Source organism: Castellaniella sp. MT123 (genome assembly GCF_039614765.1).
GTDB lineage: Bacteria > Pseudomonadota > Gammaproteobacteria > Burkholderiales > Burkholderiaceae_B > Castellaniella.
The window spans coordinates 553,883-568,455 of sequence record NZ_CP154879.1 but is presented as its reverse complement, the minus strand read 5'-3'; the positions used below and the strand labels follow the sequence as shown (position 1 = coordinate 568,455).

General features: G+C 59.5%; 10 protein-coding genes, 2 tRNA genes and 3 rRNA genes. 10 read left to right on the top strand and 5 right to left on the bottom strand.

All coding sequences use genetic code 11. From position 1 onward, the window contains the following. Nucleotides 1-114: 114 nt before the first annotated feature. The 8 genes from ABCV34_RS02555 to ABCV34_RS02520 all read left to right on the top strand — a co-directional run bounded on the left by ABCV34_RS02555 (nt 115) and on the right by ABCV34_RS02520 (nt 6,795). Nucleotides 115-846, top strand: coding sequence for a YebC/PmpR family DNA-binding transcriptional regulator (locus ABCV34_RS02555; RefSeq protein ID WP_345797695.1), 732 nt, complete (start codon nt 115-117; stop codon nt 844-846). After that, nucleotides 843-2,141 (top strand): phosphoribosylamine--glycine ligase, encoded by a 1,299-nt coding sequence (purD, locus tag ABCV34_RS02550; RefSeq protein WP_345797694.1) that lies wholly within the window; start codon nt 843-845, stop codon nt 2,139-2,141. Before ABCV34_RS02555 ends, purD begins: the two co-directional genes overlap by 4 nt. 20 nt (nt 2,142-2,161) lie before the next feature. After that, nucleotides 2,162-3,064 (top strand): oxygen-dependent coproporphyrinogen oxidase, encoded by a 903-nt coding sequence (gene hemF / locus ABCV34_RS02545; RefSeq protein WP_345797693.1) that lies wholly within the window; start codon nt 2,162-2,164, stop codon nt 3,062-3,064. Next, nucleotides 3,064-3,681 (top strand): nicotinate (nicotinamide) nucleotide adenylyltransferase, encoded by a 618-nt coding sequence (gene nadD / locus ABCV34_RS02540; RefSeq protein ID WP_345798674.1) that lies wholly within the window; start codon nt 3,064-3,066, stop codon nt 3,679-3,681. Before hemF ends, nadD begins: the two co-directional genes overlap by 1 nt. Beyond that, nucleotides 3,678-4,073 (top strand): ribosome silencing factor, encoded by a 396-nt coding sequence (gene rsfS / locus ABCV34_RS02535; protein ID WP_345797692.1) that lies wholly within the window; start codon nt 3,678-3,680, stop codon nt 4,071-4,073. Before nadD ends, rsfS begins: the two co-directional genes overlap by 4 nt. Next, the gene (gene rlmH / locus ABCV34_RS02530) at nt 4,070-4,540 is read left to right on the top strand and encodes a 23S rRNA (pseudouridine(1915)-N(3))-methyltransferase RlmH (protein WP_345797691.1); all 471 of its coding nucleotides are present in this window, start codon (nt 4,070-4,072) and stop codon (nt 4,538-4,540) included. Before rsfS ends, rlmH begins: the two co-directional genes overlap by 4 nt. Nucleotides 4,541-4,610: 70 nt before the next feature. Beyond that, nucleotides 4,611-6,053 (top strand): pyruvate kinase, encoded by a 1,443-nt coding sequence (gene pyk, locus ABCV34_RS02525; protein WP_345797690.1) that lies wholly within the window; start codon nt 4,611-4,613, stop codon nt 6,051-6,053. Nucleotides 6,054-6,105: 52 nt separating this feature from the next. Continuing rightward, complete coding sequence (locus tag ABCV34_RS02520; protein WP_345798673.1) at nt 6,106-6,795, top strand: Maf family protein; 690 nt, start codon at nt 6,106-6,108, stop codon at nt 6,793-6,795. A gap of 91 nt (nt 6,796-6,886) precedes the next feature. On the opposite strand, the gene rrf is transcribed toward ABCV34_RS02520, so the two are convergent. From rrf to ABCV34_RS02495, 5 genes are all read right to left on the bottom strand, one after another. Continuing rightward, nucleotides 6,887-6,999 (bottom strand): 5S ribosomal RNA (gene rrf / locus ABCV34_RS02515). A gap of 261 nt (nt 7,000-7,260) precedes the next feature. After that, nucleotides 7,261-10,148: ribosomal RNA gene (locus ABCV34_RS02510) — 23S ribosomal RNA — on the bottom strand. A 357-nt stretch (nt 10,149-10,505) separates the two neighbouring features. Next, nucleotides 10,506-10,581, bottom strand: a tRNA-Ala gene (locus tag ABCV34_RS02505). Between the two features lie 45 nt (nt 10,582-10,626). Beyond that, nucleotides 10,627-10,703, bottom strand: a tRNA-Ile gene (locus ABCV34_RS02500). A gap of 102 nt (nt 10,704-10,805) precedes the next feature. After that, a 16S ribosomal RNA gene (locus ABCV34_RS02495) occupies nt 10,806-12,344 on the bottom strand. Together the 16S, 23S and 5S rRNA genes with 2 tRNA genes alongside form the textbook arrangement of a ribosomal RNA operon. A gap of 795 nt (nt 12,345-13,139) precedes the next feature. Between ABCV34_RS02495 and rfbA the strand changes: the two genes are divergently transcribed. Further along, entirely contained in the window at nt 13,140-14,018 is an 879-nt protein-coding gene (gene rfbA / locus ABCV34_RS02490; RefSeq protein ID WP_345797689.1) for a glucose-1-phosphate thymidylyltransferase RfbA, read from the top strand. Then, complete coding sequence (rfbC, locus tag ABCV34_RS02485; RefSeq protein WP_345797688.1) at nt 14,015-14,548, top strand: dTDP-4-dehydrorhamnose 3,5-epimerase; 534 nt, start codon at nt 14,015-14,017, stop codon at nt 14,546-14,548. Before rfbA ends, rfbC begins: the two co-directional genes overlap by 4 nt. Nucleotides 14,549-14,573 lie beyond the last annotated feature (25 nt).

Here is a 14,573-nt window from a genome sequence, read left to right as displayed (position 1 = left end):
CTGTTTCAAAGCACCCGACCAGACTAGCATGAATTCCCGCTGTGGCCGGACTGAACGGCGCCAAGGCGTTAAAATTGCGGATTCCCCGTTTTATCCCTTCTTAGTTGACACATCATGGCCGGACACAGTAAGTGGGCAAACATCCAGCACCGCAAAGGGCGTCAGGACGCCAAACGCGGCAAACTCTGGACAAAGATCATCCGTGAAGTCACCGTGGCTGCCCGCGCCGGCGGGGCCGATCCGGATGCCAATCCGCGCCTGCGCCTGGCCTGGGACAAGGCCACCGCGGCCAACATGCCCAAAGACAACATCATGCGCGCGATCCAGCGCGGCGCGGGCGGCGCAGATGATGCCAACTACGAGGAAATCCGCTACGAAGGCTATGGCGTGGGCGGCGCCGCGGTCCTGATCGATTGCATGACCGACAACCGCCAGCGCACTGTCTCCGAAGTCCGGCACGCGCTGACCAAGCACGGTGGCAACTTGGGCCAGGACGGCTGCGTGGCCTTCATGTTCAAGCATTGCGGCCAGTTCATCTTCGCGCCGGGCATCTCCGAAGAAAAAGTCATGGATGTGGCGCTGGAGAACGGCGCCGAGGACGTCCAGACCGACGAGGAAGGCGTCATCGAGGTCATCTGCGAACCGGGCCAGTACGCCGCCCTGAAGCAGGCCTTCGACACGGCCGGCCTGAACCCGGAGATCCATGGCGTCATCATGAAGGCCCTGTCGGAAGTCCAGCTACAGGGCGACGACGCCGAACGCATGCAAAAGATCATCGATATCCTCGAAGGCCTGGACGACGTCCAGGAGGTCTACACCACTGCCGTCATGGACGATACCGAATGAAGCTGCTGGTCATCGGCTCGGGCGGCCGCGAACATGCCCTGGCCTGGCGCCTGGCCCAGTCCCCTCGCGTGCAAAAAATCTACGTCGCTCCCGGCAATGGCGGGACAGCCGATGCGCCCCTGATCGAGAACCTGCCCTTGAGCGACATCGAGGCACTGATCACCTTCGTGCGCCAGGAAAAGATCGCCTTCACCGTGGTCGGGCCGGAAGCCCCGCTGGCGGCCGGCATCGTCGATGCCTTCCGCGCGGCCGGCCTGCGCATTTTCGGACCAACCCGCGCGGCGGCCCAGCTGGAAAGCTCGAAGGACTATGCGAAGGCCTTCATGCTGCGCCACAGCATTCCTACAGCCGCCTACCAGACCTTCACCGATGCGCAGCAGGCGAAGTCCTACATCCGCGAACAAGGCGCCCCGATCGTCATCAAGGCCGACGGCCTGGCTGCCGGCAAGGGCGTGGTCGTGGCCCAGACGCTGGACGAGGCTCTGCAGGCCATCGACGACATGCTGGGTACGGACGGCGCCTTCGGCGCGGCCGGCGCTCGCGTCGTGGTCGAAGAGTTCCTCGACGGCGAGGAAGCCAGTTTCATCGTCATGTGCGACGGCCATCACGTGCTGCCGCTGGCCACCAGCCAGGACCACAAGCGCCTGCTCGACGGCGACGCGGGGCCCAACACCGGCGGCATGGGCGCCTACTCGCCAGCCCCCATCGTCACCCCAGCCCTGCACAATCGCATCATGCGCGAGGTCATCCAGCCAGCCATTCAGGGCATGGCGCACGACGGAATCCCGTATACCGGCTTCCTGTACGCGGGCCTGATGATCGGGCCAGGTCCGGACGCCACCCGCGGGCTGAAGGTCCTGGAATTCAACTGCCGCATGGGCGACCCGGAAACCCAGCCCATCATGCTGCGCGTCAAGAACGACTTCACCGAAACGCTGGAACACGCACTGGACGGCACGCTGGACCAGACCGAGATCGACTGGGACCGGCGCACGGCGGTCGGGGTCGTCCTCGCGGCCGCCGGCTATCCAGACGCACCGCGCAAAGGCGACCTCATCACGGCGCTGGCCGCTGATACCGACACCTGCATCACCTTTCACGCGGGCACCACCCGCGACGACGGTCAGCTGCGCACCAACGGCGGACGGGTGCTGTGCGTCACCGCGCTGGCCGACTCCATCCGCCGCGCCCAGCAGGCCGCCTACGACGCGGTGAACCAGACCTTCTTCGAAGGCCGCCAGTTCCGACGAGACATCGGCTGGCGTGCCGTCGCCGCCGGCAAGCGGCACGACTAACCTGTCATCACGGGAGCCTCATGCACGTCCCAGTCGACCACGTTCACGCCACATTCTCCGCGCTCCAGGAGCGCATCGTCAGCAGTCTCGAGGCCCTGGAAGGGGCCTCGTTCGGCCGTGATCCCTGGACCCGCCCCGAAGGCGGCGGCGGTCTGACCCGGTATTGCGAGAACGGCACCGTCTTCGAACGGGCGGGGGTGCTGTTCAGCCATGTCCAGGGCCACGCGCTGCCGCCCTCGGCCAGCGCACATCGCCCGGAACTCGCCGGACGCGGCTGGGAAGCCATGGGAGTCTCCATGGTGCTGCATCCACGCAACCCCCACGTCCCGACCACGCACATGAACGTACGGCTCTTCGTCGCCCACGGAAACGGCGGCGACCAGGACGTGTTCTGGTTCGGTGGCGGCCTGGATCTGACCCCGTACTACCCGGTGGAAGCCGACGTGCGGCATTTCCATCAGGTCTGCCATGATGCGATGGCCCCCTTCGGGACCGACAAATACCCCCGCTACAAGGCCTGGTGCGACGAGTACTTCCTGCTGCGTCACCGCCACGAGACCCGCGGTGTTGGCGGCCTGTTCTTCGACGATCTGAACACGCCGGATTTCGACACCTGCTTCACATTGACCCAGGCAGTGGGCAACTGCTTTCTGCCCGCCTATGTCCCGATCGTCCAGGCGCGCAACACGACCGCTTACGGTGAACGTGAGCGCGCGTTCCAGGCGTACCGTCGAGGCCGGTATGTCGAATTCAACCTCGTGTACGACCGCGGAACCCTGTTCGGTCTGCAGTCCGGTGGCCGCACGGAATCGATCCTGCTATCCATGCCCCCTGTCGCGCAATGGCGCTATGACTGGACGCCCGAGCCGGGTTCCGCCGAAGCGGCGCTGGGCGACTATCTGAAACCTCGCGCATGGCTGTGATGCCGCAGGTCGGCCTGCTGGGCGGCAGCTTCGACCCGGTCCACCGAGCCCACATCGTACTGGCCCGGGCTGCCTGCCAGGCACTGAAACTGGAAAGGGTCGATCTGCTGCCTGCGGGCCGCCCCTGGCAACGCGACGACCTGGGCGCCTCGCCCGAGCATCGCCTGCGCATGTTGCAGCTGGCCTGCCAAGACGATCCGATATTGCGGATCAATCCGGTCGAGCTCTATCGCCCGGGCGCCACCTACACCATCGACACGCTGGCGGCGCTGCCGGACACCGCGCAGTACACCTGGATCCTGGGTGCCGACCAACTGGCCAATTTCTGTACGTGGCATCGCTGGCGCGATATTCTGCATTATGTTCGCCTGGCAGTGGCACAGCGTCCGGGGGCAACAGCGCAGCCTCCCGACGAGCTCATCCAGGCTCTGCCGCCAGGAGGCCTCGTACGGATTCCCTTTCCACCGCAGGACGTCTCCGCCTCCGCCATCCGCCAGGCCCTCGCCAAAGGGCAAGCGGTCGAGGCCCAGCTGGACCCCCGCGTGCTGGACTACATCCACGCACACCGACTCTATCAATACCCGGCTGTCCCTCCCGACGCCGCACATGCCTCATGAACCTGCAAAAACAGCAACGCCTCATCATCGATGCACTGGAAGACATCAAGGCCCAGGACATCAAGGTCTTCAACACAACGGGCCTGACCAGCCTGTTCGACCGCATCATCATCGCCAGCGGCACGTCGAACCGCCAGACCCGCGCCATCGCCAGCCACGTCGCCGACCAGGCCAAACAACACGGCCTGGAGATCATCGCCTTCGAAGGTGAGGACACGGGAGAATGGGTCCTGGTCGACCTGGGCGACATCGTCGTGCATTGCATGCAGCCGTCTGTCCGCAGCTATTACAACCTCGAGGACATCTGGGGGGCGAAGCCCGTCCACGTCAAATTGTCGCCCACCGGTCCCGCGCAGCCATTCGAACCCGACCCGGGTTTCGACGACGCATGAAGCTGCGCGTCTACGCGGTGGGTACCCGGATGCCCGCCTGGGTGCAAGATGCCTGGCAAGACTACGCCAAGCGCATGCCCCGGGAATGCGCCATCGAACTGCATGAAATCAAGCCGGAGCCACGCACCCACGGCAAAACCGCCGGTCAGCTGATGCAGGCCGAAGCCGAACGGATCGAAGCCGCCCTGCATGAACCTGTCTGGCGCGTCATCCTGGACGAACACGGCAAGGATCTCAGCACCCAGGATCTTGCCGGGCATTTTGAAAGCTGGAAGGCCAGCGGCCAGGACATCGCCTTCATCATCGGCGGGCCCGACGGCCTGGACCCGGCACTGAAGCAGACCGCGCGCCAGACCTTGCGCCTTTCGTCACTGACCTTGCCTCACCCCATGGTGCGCATCCTGCTGGCCGAGCAGTTGTACCGCGCCTGGAGTATTCTGTCCGGCCACCCGTATCATCGAGCCTGAATAATCGCCGCCCTTGCCGACCGGCGGGCCCAAGACACACCCTTGGGCCATACCTCACCGGAGCTTGCGCATGACAGCCCGCCGCCGCACCAAGATCGTCGCCACACTGGGGCCCGCCACATCCAGCCAGGAACAGATCGAGGCCATGATCCTTGCCGGGCTGGACGTCGCCCGCCTGAATTTTTCGCATGGATCGGCGGCTGATCACCGGGAACGGGTGCGCCTGGTCCGCGAACTATCGGCCCGTCACGACCGCCATGTCGCCATCATGGGCGACCTGCAGGGCCCCAAGATCCGCATCGCGCGCTTCGTCGACGGAAACGTGACCCTGCGCGCGGGCGATCCCTTCACACTGTCCATCTGTCATCCGATCGACGCCGGCACGGCGACAATCGTTGGCATCGAATACCCCCCGCTGGTGCGGGACTGCGCCCCCGGCGACGAACTGCTGCTGGACGACGGCCGCGTCATTCTGCGCGTCGAATCCGTCGACGAGATCGCAGTGCATACGGTGGTCATGGTCGGCGGTCCTCTGTCCAACAACAAGGGCATCAACCGGCGCGGGGGCGGAATCTCGGCCCCCAGCCTGACAGAAAAAGATCACCAGGATATCCGTCTGGCGGCTGAACTGGAACTGGACTACGTCGCCGTGTCCTTTCCACGATCCGGCGCCGACATCGAGCAGGCGCGCCAGCTGGTACGCGCAGCCGGCAGCCCTGCCTGGATCATCGCCAAGATCGAGCGCGCTGAAGCCGTCGCCAACGACGCGGCACTGGACGATCTGATCCGCGTCAGCGATGGCGTGATGGTCGCCCGCGGCGATCTGGGCGTGGAGATCGGCGATGCCCGTCTTGCCGGCATCCAGAAGCGGATCATCCAGCATGCCCGCACGCTGAACAAACTCGTCATCACAGCCACGCAAATGATGGAATCCATGATTTCCAGCCCCATCCCGACCCGCGCCGAGGTCTCCGACGTGGCCAATGCCGTCCTGGATTACACCGACGCCGTGATGCTGTCGGCCGAATCGGCATCCGGTCAATATCCGGTGGAAGCCGTGCAGGCCATGGCACGCATCTGTCTCGGAGCCGAACAGGAACCGACCAGCCTGAAGTCCCACCACCGCCTGGGCGAGACATTTACCCGCTGCGATGAGACCATCGCCCTGGCCAGCATGTATGCGGCCAATCATTTCCCCGGGATCAAGGCCATCATCAGTCTGACCGAAAGCGGCCATACGCCGCTCATCATGTCCCGGATCCGCTCTGGGGTCCCAATCTACTGCTACACCCCGCACGTCGCCACCCAACGGCGCGCAGCCCTGTTCCGCGGTGTCTACACCGTGTCGTTCGACGCCGCAGGCCTGCCGCCTGCGGAAGTCAGCAATGCGGCCATCGACATCCTGCGCCAACAAGGTCTGCTGCAACCGGGTGACTGGATCATCCTGACCAAGGGCGACAGATACAGCAACAGCGGCGGAACCAACGGCCTGAAAATCCTGAGGGTCGATTGATCGGCTGAAGATGCGTTCGCACGACAGACACAAAATTGACCGAGCACCGATGATGTCGATACCCTTACCAGCCCAGATTTCCGTGTCAACCACCGAACCTGCGGACCCCATTGGCTTCATCTTGCTGGCTTCCGCCAGTCCGCGCCGTCACGAGATCCTGGATCAGTTGGGCATCAGGCACGGTATCCTCGACGTTCCCGCCCCCGAGGGGGAAGACGAGCCGCAATGGCCAGGCGAGCCGGCCGTAGAATATGTGCGCCGGACGGCCCGCGAAAAAGCACAACGGTCCGTGGCATGGCTGGCAGCAGGCGGCCGCCCCGAAAAGATCCCGGAAGACTGGCCAGAAGACTGGGCCTCGGCCCCGATCCTGTGTGCCGATACGACGGTCATCCTGGATGGCAGCGTGCTCGGCAAGCCGACCGACGCAGCCGATGCCGCCGCCACGCTGGGCCGCCTTTCCGGTCGTCTCCATGATGTCCATACGGCCGTCGCTGTCGCCTTCCAGGGCCGCCTGATCGAAGGAACCAGCGTTAGCGAGGTCTGGTTCCAGCCGCTGTCCACCGACGATATCGCGCGGTACTGCGCCAGCGGCGAGCCTTTCGGCAAGGCCGGCAGCTATGCGATTCAGGGACGCGCCGCCGCCTTCATCACCCATCTGTCCGGCAGCCACAGCGGCGTCATGGGTCTGCCGGCGCACGAAACGGTGCAATTGCTGATGCGCGCCCGATCTCCGCGACACTGAGACCGTCCCGGCCGCTGCCGCACGGGGTGTTCTTCGATTTCGCAAAAGACAAAGCCCCCGCAGATCACTGCGGGGGCTTTGAGCAATAAGAGCCTGACGATGACCTACTTTCACAGGTGTCCACCCACTATCATCGGCGCGAAGGCGTTTCACTGTCCTGTTCGGGATGGGAAGGAGTGGGGCCACCTTGCTATGGTCGTCAAGCATAACTGGTTGTGATCGAGCGACATCCCGAGGGCTGTCTCTAGATCACCAATTTGGAAGAAGCACAGGCGGGCAAGTCTTTGCGCCTTGCGCCGCTGTCTTTTGACAGGTGCGCATTCTAGCAGGTTTTCACGCCTGCCGTCTGGGGCTTTAAAGCTTGCACGCTTGGGGTTGTTTTGTACGATTTGCGTTTCAATTCTTTGGGCTTACACACGAATCGCTATTTCCATGGGTCAGTCAACGACTAACCTGCAAGGTTATAGGATCAAGCCGCACGGGCAATTAGTACTGGTTAGCTGCACGCATTACTGCGCTTCCACACCCAGCCTATCAACGTTGTGGTCTACAACGACCCTTTAGGGGGGTCTAGCCCCCGGGATACCTAATCTTCAGACGAGTTTCGCGCTTAGATGCCTTCAGCGCTTATCTCTTCCGTACATAGCTACTCGGCAATGCCATTGGCATGACAACCGATACACCAGCGGTACGTCCACTCCGGTCCTCTCGTACTAGGAGCAGGCTCCGTCAAGTATCCAACGCCCACGGCAGATAGGGACCAAACTGTCTCACGACGTTTTAAACCCAGCTCACGTACCTCTTTAAATGGCGAACAGCCATACCCTTGGGACCGGCTACAGCCCCAGGATGAGATGAGCCGACATCGAGGTGCCAAACACCGCCGTCGATATGAACTCTTGGGCGGTATCAGCCTGTTATCCCCAGAGTACCTTTTATCCGTTGAGCGATGGCCCTTCCATACAGAACCACCGGATCACTATGACCTGCTTTCGCACCTGTTCGACTTGTCAGTCTCACAGTCAAGCACGCTTATGCCATTGCACTATCAGCACGATTTCCGACCGTACCTAGCGTACCTTCGTACTCCTCCGTTACACTTTAGGAGGAGACCGCCCCAGTCAAACTGCCCACCATGCACTGTCCCCAACCCGGATCACGGGCCAAGGTTAGAACCGCAAACAGACCAGGGTGGTATTTCAAGGTTGGCTCCCTCGCATCTAGCGACACGAGTTCAACGCCTCCCACCTATCCTACACAGGCCGGTTCACAATCCAATGCAAAGCTACAGTAAAGGTTCATGGGGTCTTTCCGTCTAGCCGCGGGTAGATTGCATCATCACAAACATTTCAACTTCGCTGAGTCTCAGGAGGAGACAGTGTGGCCATCGTTACGCCATTCGTGCAGGTCGGAACTTACCCGACAAGGAATTTCGCTACCTTAGGACCGTTATAGTTACGGCCGCCGTTTACCGGGGCTTCGATCAAGAGCTTGCACCCCATCACTTAACCTTCCGGCACCGGGCAGGCGTCACACCCTATACGTCGACTTTCGTCTTGGCAGAGTGCTGTGTTTTTAATAAACAGTCGCAGCCACCGATTCTCTGCGGCCCCTTCATGCTCTAGGCGCGAGCCTATCACACTACCAGGGCATACCTTCTCCCGAAGTTACGGTATCAATTTGCCGAGTTCCTTCTCCTGAGTTCTCTCAAGCGCCTTGGAATATTCATCCCGTCCACCTGTGTCGGTTTGCGGTACGGTCTCGTGAGACTGAAGCTTAGAGGCTTTTCCTGGGACAACTTCCAATCAGTCCAGGAACCGAAGTTCCTGTTCAGCCACACCCTTGAATCATGCGCCCGGATTTACCAAAGCGCCTTCTACGATGCAGCAACGGGGACATCCAACACCCCGATGATCTTTCGCTATCCGTCCCCCCATCGCATCTCACGACGGTGCTGGAATATTAACCAGCTTCCCATCAGCTACGCATCTCTGCCTCGCCTTAGGGGCCGACTCACCCTGCGCCGATGAACGTTGCGCAGGAAACCTTGGACTTACGGCGAGGGGGCTTTTCACCCCCTTTATCGCTACTCATGTCAGCATTCGCACTTCTGATACCTCCAGCAGCCTTTACAAGCCACCTTCGCAGGCTTACAGAACGCTCTCCTACCGCGTGCAATAAATTGCACACCCGCAGCTTCGGTAACTGGCTTGAGCCCCGTTACATCTTCCGCGCAGGACGACTCGATCAGTGAGCTATTACGCTTTCTTTAAAGGGTGGCTGCTTCTAAGCCAACCTCCTGACTGTCTATGCCTTCCCACTTCGTTTCCCACTTAGCCCGTTTTAGGGACCTTAGCTGGCGGTCTGGGTTGTTTCCCTCTTGAGTCCGGACGTTAGCACCCGGTGCTCTGTCTCCCACACTGTACTTGCCGGTATTCGGAGTTTGCCATAGGTTGGTAAGTCGCCATGACCCCCTAGCTATAACAGTGCTCTACCCCCGGCAGTAATCATGTGAGGCACTACCTAAATAGTTTTCGGAGAGAACCAGCTATCTCCAGGCTTGTTTAGCCTTTCACCCCTATCCACAGTTCATCCCCTAACTTTTCAACGTTAGTGGGTTCGGTCCTCCAGCACGTGTTACCGTGCCTTCAACCTGACCATGGATAGATCGCCTGGTTTCGGGTCTACACCCAGCGACTAATTCGCCCTATTCGGACTCGCTTTCGCTGCGCCTTCCCTATTCGGTTAAGCTTGCCACTGAATGTAAGTCGCTGACCCATTATACAAAAGGTACGCAGTCACCCCACAAGGAGGCTCCTACTGTTTGTATGCATACGGTTTCAGGATCTATTTCACTCCCCTTCCGGGGTTCTTTTCGCCTTTCCCTCACGGTACTGGTTCACTATCGGTCGATCACGAGTATTTAGCCTTGGAGGATGGTCCCCCCATCTTCAGACAGGATTTCACGTGTCCCGCCCTACTTGTCTGACGCCTAGTCCCACACTCCAAATTTCGTCTACAGGGCTATCACCATGCTGTGGCTGGCCTTTCCAGACCATTCGACTATTTGAAGTGCTAACTCGTCAAGGCTCTTCCGGTTTCGCTCGCCGCTACTGCCGGAATCTCGGTTGATTTCTTTTCCTCGAGCTACTGAGATGTTTCAGTTCACCCGGTTCGCCTCAACAACCTATGTATTCAGTTGTTGATACGCTATCGCTAGCGTGGGTTTCCCCATTCGGACATCTGCGGATCAAAGCTTGTTTGCCAGCTCCCCGCAGCTTTTCGCAGGCTACAACGTCCTTCATCGCCTGTGATCGCCAAGGCATCCACCATATGCACTTATTCGCTTGATCCTATAACTTTGCAGGTTATAGAAATATGAGTTTCGCGTGTTTGTGCCGTTCAATTCCATTAAAGGCTCATCAGTTATCGATCCTTGCGAACCTTACCTGACTGAATCTTAAGAACTTTTGAACAATTGATTTTGCAATCACAACCCGTAAATTTTCCATGATCGACCCTAAAGTCGATTCAGAACATTTACATTGTTGTGCTTCTTCCAGATTGTTAAAGAACATGGTACTGCGCACTGACGCAAGCACCTCGGTAAACGAGGCGCCATTCAGTCAACAAAACCCTAACCCATCGACCCGCAAGGGGCCTGGCGTGTCAAGATCCTGTTGACTGAAGCGTCCAATGGACTGTGATCCTGGTGGAGGATGACGGGATCGAACCGACGACCCCCTGCTTGCAAAGCAGGTGCTCTCCCAGCTGAGCTAATCCCCCATGCTCTCCCGCACCCCAGACTCACGCCTGACGCCGAAAAAACCGTGGTGGGTCAAGATGGATTCGAACCATCGACCCCCGCCTTATCAAGACGGTGCTCTAACCGACTGAGCTACTGACCCCCGAAGTCTGCTTACCGCAGGCCTGGACCTTCAGACCATGTCACTACTCAAACAGCCGATAAGCGTGGACGCTTCAAACAACATGCACACTGGCATGCTCTTAAAGGAGGTGATCCAGCCGCACCTTCCGATACGGCTACCTTGTTACGACTTCACCCCAGTCATGAATCCCACCGTGGTAAGCGCCCTCCTTGCGGTTAGGCTACCTACTTCTGGTGAAACCCACTCCCATGGTGTGACGGGCGGTGTGTACAAGACCCGGGAACGTATTCACCGCGACATGCTGATCCGCGATTACTAGCGATTCCGACTTCACGCAGTCGAGTTGCAGACTGCGATCCGGACTACGATCGGGTTTCTGAGATTGGCTCCGCCTCGCGGCTTGGCAACCCTCTGTCCCGACCATTGTATGACGTGTGAAGCCCTACCCATAAGGGCCATGAGGACTTGACGTCATCCCCACCTTCCTCCGGTTTGTCACCGGCAGTCTCATTAGAGTGCCCAACCAAATGTAGCAACTAATGACAAGGGTTGCGCTCGTTGCGGGACTTAACCCAACATCTCACGACACGAGCTGACGACAGCCATGCAGCACCTGTGTTCCGGTTCTCTTGCGAGCACTGCCAAATCTCTTCGGCATTCCAGACATGTCAAGGGTAGGTAAGGTTTTTCGCGTTGCATCGAATTAATCCACATCATCCACCGCTTGTGCGGGTCCCCGTCAATTCCTTTGAGTTTTAATCTTGCGACCGTACTCCCCAGGCGGTCAACTTCACGCGTTAGCTGCGCTACTGAAGTTAATAAACCCCAACAGCTAGTTGACATCGTTTAGGGCGTGGACTACCAGGGTATCTAATCCTGTTTGCTCCCCACGCTTTCGTGCATGAGCGTCAGTATCATCCCAGGGGGCTGCCTTCGCCATCGGTATTCCTCCACATCTCTACGCATTTCACTGCTACACGTGGAATTCTACCCCCCTCTGACGTACTCTAGCTCGGGAGTTAAAAGTGCAGTTCCAAGGTTAAGCCCTGGGATTTCACACCTTTCTTTCCGAACCGCCTGCGCACGCTTTACGCCCAGTAATTCCGATTAACGCTTGCACCCTACGTATTACCGCGGCTGCTGGCACGTAGTTAGCCGGTGCTTATTCTGCAGGTACCGTCATTCGCCCAAGGTATTATCCCAGGCTGTTTCTTCCCTGCCAAAAGTGCTTTACAACCCGAAGGCCTTCATCGCACACGCGGGATGGCTGGATCAGGGTTGCCCCCATTGTCCAAAATTCCCCACTGCTGCCTCCCGTAGGAGTCTGGGCCGTGTCTCAGTCCCAGTGTGGCTGGTCGTCCTCTCAAACCAGCTACGGATCGTCGCCTTGGTAGGCCTTTACCCCACCAACCAGCTAATCCGATATCGGCCGCTCCAATAGTGAGAGGTCTTGCGATCCCCCCCTTTCCCCCGTAGGGCGTATGCGGTATTAGCCACGCTTTCGCGTAGTTATCCCCCGCTACTGGGCACGTTCCGATACATTACTCACCCGTTCGCCACTCGCCACCAAAGAGCAAGCTCTTCGTGCTGCCGTCCGACTTGCATGTGTAAAGCATCCCGCTAGCGTTCAATCTGAGCCAGGATCAAACTCTTCAGTTCAATTCCTGTAATCGTAGTTCCTTGACCTATAAAGGCCGGAAGCTACGCTCGCTATGCATCACTCAAAAGAAATGACAAAGTATGGTCAAAAACCTTACTTCTTCATTTCTATCTATGTGAGCACTTGGTATAACATTTGTGCAATTCCAGCGGCAGCTGACGATTCGTGAGAATCCTCAGCGCGCCTGGCCGGTGCCTGTCATTCAAGCGCCCACACTTATCGGCTGTTTAGTTGTTAAAGAACAAGTCTGCGTCAAGCAGAGAAACGAGATTATGAAGGAACTTCTTATCTCTGTCAAATCACCGCCGGGGGAAACCTGAAATTCGCGGTTGGCAAATTTGCCGCCTACAAACCCTGGATCCGGACCCGAAGCGTCTGACCAAAAAGGCCTTCTCACCTCGTTATCGAGCCTGCCATTAGAGCACTTGCGTGCCGGTCTGTCAAGCCAGACTTCCCTTCGATCGAAACCGAAGCCTCGCTGCCTGCCTGCGCCCCCAGTCGGGCACACAGGCCACAAACCAAGAACTTCAGCACCGTGTCTGGTGGGCAATAAACCCATCAGTTTCAGGGTTAACCCTGACCACCTGGCGGCAAAGAGGCGCAACTATAGCACGGGTTTTTGGCTACGTGCAAATGAAAGCCCTGCCCACCTTCACCAGAGTCCGCATAGAGGCCCATGACTCCAAGAACAAAGGAGGCCGGGCGCTGCCGCCTCATTCCACCGCCCGATGCATCTGAACCGGGCCCCGCCCGCTTACACTACGCATCTGCTCTCATTGCTCACGGATTCCTCCATGAAAGGCATCATTCTGGCTGGTGGCTCCGGCACACGACTGCATCCCACCACGCGTGGCGTTTCCAAGCAACTGCTGCCTATCTATGACAAACCCATGATCTATTACCCGCTGTCGGTGTTGATGCTGGCTGGCATCCACGATGTGCTGGTGATCTCGACCCCCGACGATTTGGCCGGATTTCAGCGCCTGCTAGGCGATGGTGCGGATTTCGGTATTCATGTGTCTTATGCGGAGCAACCTTCGCCCGACGGCTTGGCACAGGCGTTTTTGATCGGGGCCGACTTCATCGGCACGGACCGGGTCTGCCTGGTCCTGGGAGACAACATCTTCTATGGCTATGGGTTCAGCCAGATGCTGCACGAGGCAGCCCAGCGTCCTCATGGCGCCACGATCTTCGGACACCGGGTCGCGGACCCGCAGCGTTTTGGCGTGGTGGAGTTCGATGCGGGTGGACGGGCGGTCTCGATCGAAGAAAAACCGCCGCTTCCGAAATCCCCCTATGCGGTCACCGGTCTGTACTTCTATGACAATGACGTGGTGAACATCGCCCGCCAGGTGAAGCCATCAGCGCGGGGCGAGCTGGAGATTACCGACGTGAACAACGCCTACCTGCGCCGCGGCGACCTGCACGTGCAGGTGCTGGGTCGCGGCTTCGCCTGGCTGGATACGGGTACCCACGAAAGTCTGCTGGATGCGGGCACCTATGTGCAGACCATCGAACGGCGCCAGGGACAAAAAATCGCCTGCCTGGAAGAAATTGCCTTCAACAACGGCTGGCTCGACCGCGCGGGCCTGATCGAGCGCGGCCAGCGGCTGGCAAAGACCGAATACGGCCAGTACATACTGAGTCTGGCGCAAGAAGGGGGCCGGCCATGAAGGTCACCGATACGATCCTGCCAGGAGTGCGCATCATCGAGCCCCGGGTCTTTGGCGATACACGGGGGTTCTTCCTGGAATCCTTCAGCCTCCGGCGCTATCGGGACGAGGTGGGCATCGAGACACCCTTCGTCCAGGACAATGTCTCACAGTCTATCCGGGGCACGCTGCGGGGGCTCCATTTTCAACGTACCCGCCCGCAGGGCAAGCTCATTCAGGTCATTGCGGGGTCGGTTTTCGACGTCGTGGCCGACATCGACCCGACATCCGTCACGTACGGCCAGCACGTTGCCATGAAACTGTCCGCCAACAACCATCGACAGGTGTGGGTGCCACCAGGCTACGCGCACGGCTTCTGCGTCACCAGCGACATCGCGATCTTCCAGTACAAGTGCACCGACTATTATGACCCCGATGACGAAGGCGGCATTGCCTGGGACTGTCCAATACTGGACATTCCCTGGCCAACCCGCCAGCCGATCCTGTCGGCGAAGGACCAACGGCTGCCGGGCTTGCCTGACAAGGCCTGACGGGGAAGCCGCGCCAGAAGGTGAT

Bases quoted from the DNA above. Each gene is read 5' to 3' on its own strand.
- nadD (WP_345798674.1), top strand. From the start codon at position 3,064: ATGCCGCAGGTCGGCCTGCTGGGCGGCAGCTTCGACCCGGTCCACCGA.
- pyk (WP_345797690.1), top strand. From the start codon at position 4,611: ATGACAGCCCGCCGCCGCACCAAGATCGTCGCCACACTGGGGCCCGCC.
- rlmH (WP_345797691.1), top strand. From the start codon at position 4,070: ATGAAGCTGCGCGTCTACGCGGTGGGTACCCGGATGCCCGCCTGGGTG.
- rsfS (WP_345797692.1), top strand. From the start codon at position 3,678: ATGAACCTGCAAAAACAGCAACGCCTCATCATCGATGCACTGGAAGAC.
- purD (WP_345797694.1), top strand. From the start codon at position 843: ATGAAGCTGCTGGTCATCGGCTCGGGCGGCCGCGAACATGCCCTGGCC.
- rfbC (WP_345797688.1), top strand. From the start codon at position 14,015: ATGAAGGTCACCGATACGATCCTGCCAGGAGTGCGCATCATCGAGCCC.
- ABCV34_RS02520 (WP_345798673.1), top strand. From the start codon at position 6,106: ATGTCGATACCCTTACCAGCCCAGATTTCCGTGTCAACCACCGAACCT.
- hemF (WP_345797693.1), top strand. From the start codon at position 2,162: ATGCACGTCCCAGTCGACCACGTTCACGCCACATTCTCCGCGCTCCAG.
- rfbA (WP_345797689.1), top strand. From the start codon at position 13,140: ATGAAAGGCATCATTCTGGCTGGTGGCTCCGGCACACGACTGCATCCC.
- ABCV34_RS02555 (WP_345797695.1), top strand. From the start codon at position 115: ATGGCCGGACACAGTAAGTGGGCAAACATCCAGCACCGCAAAGGGCGT.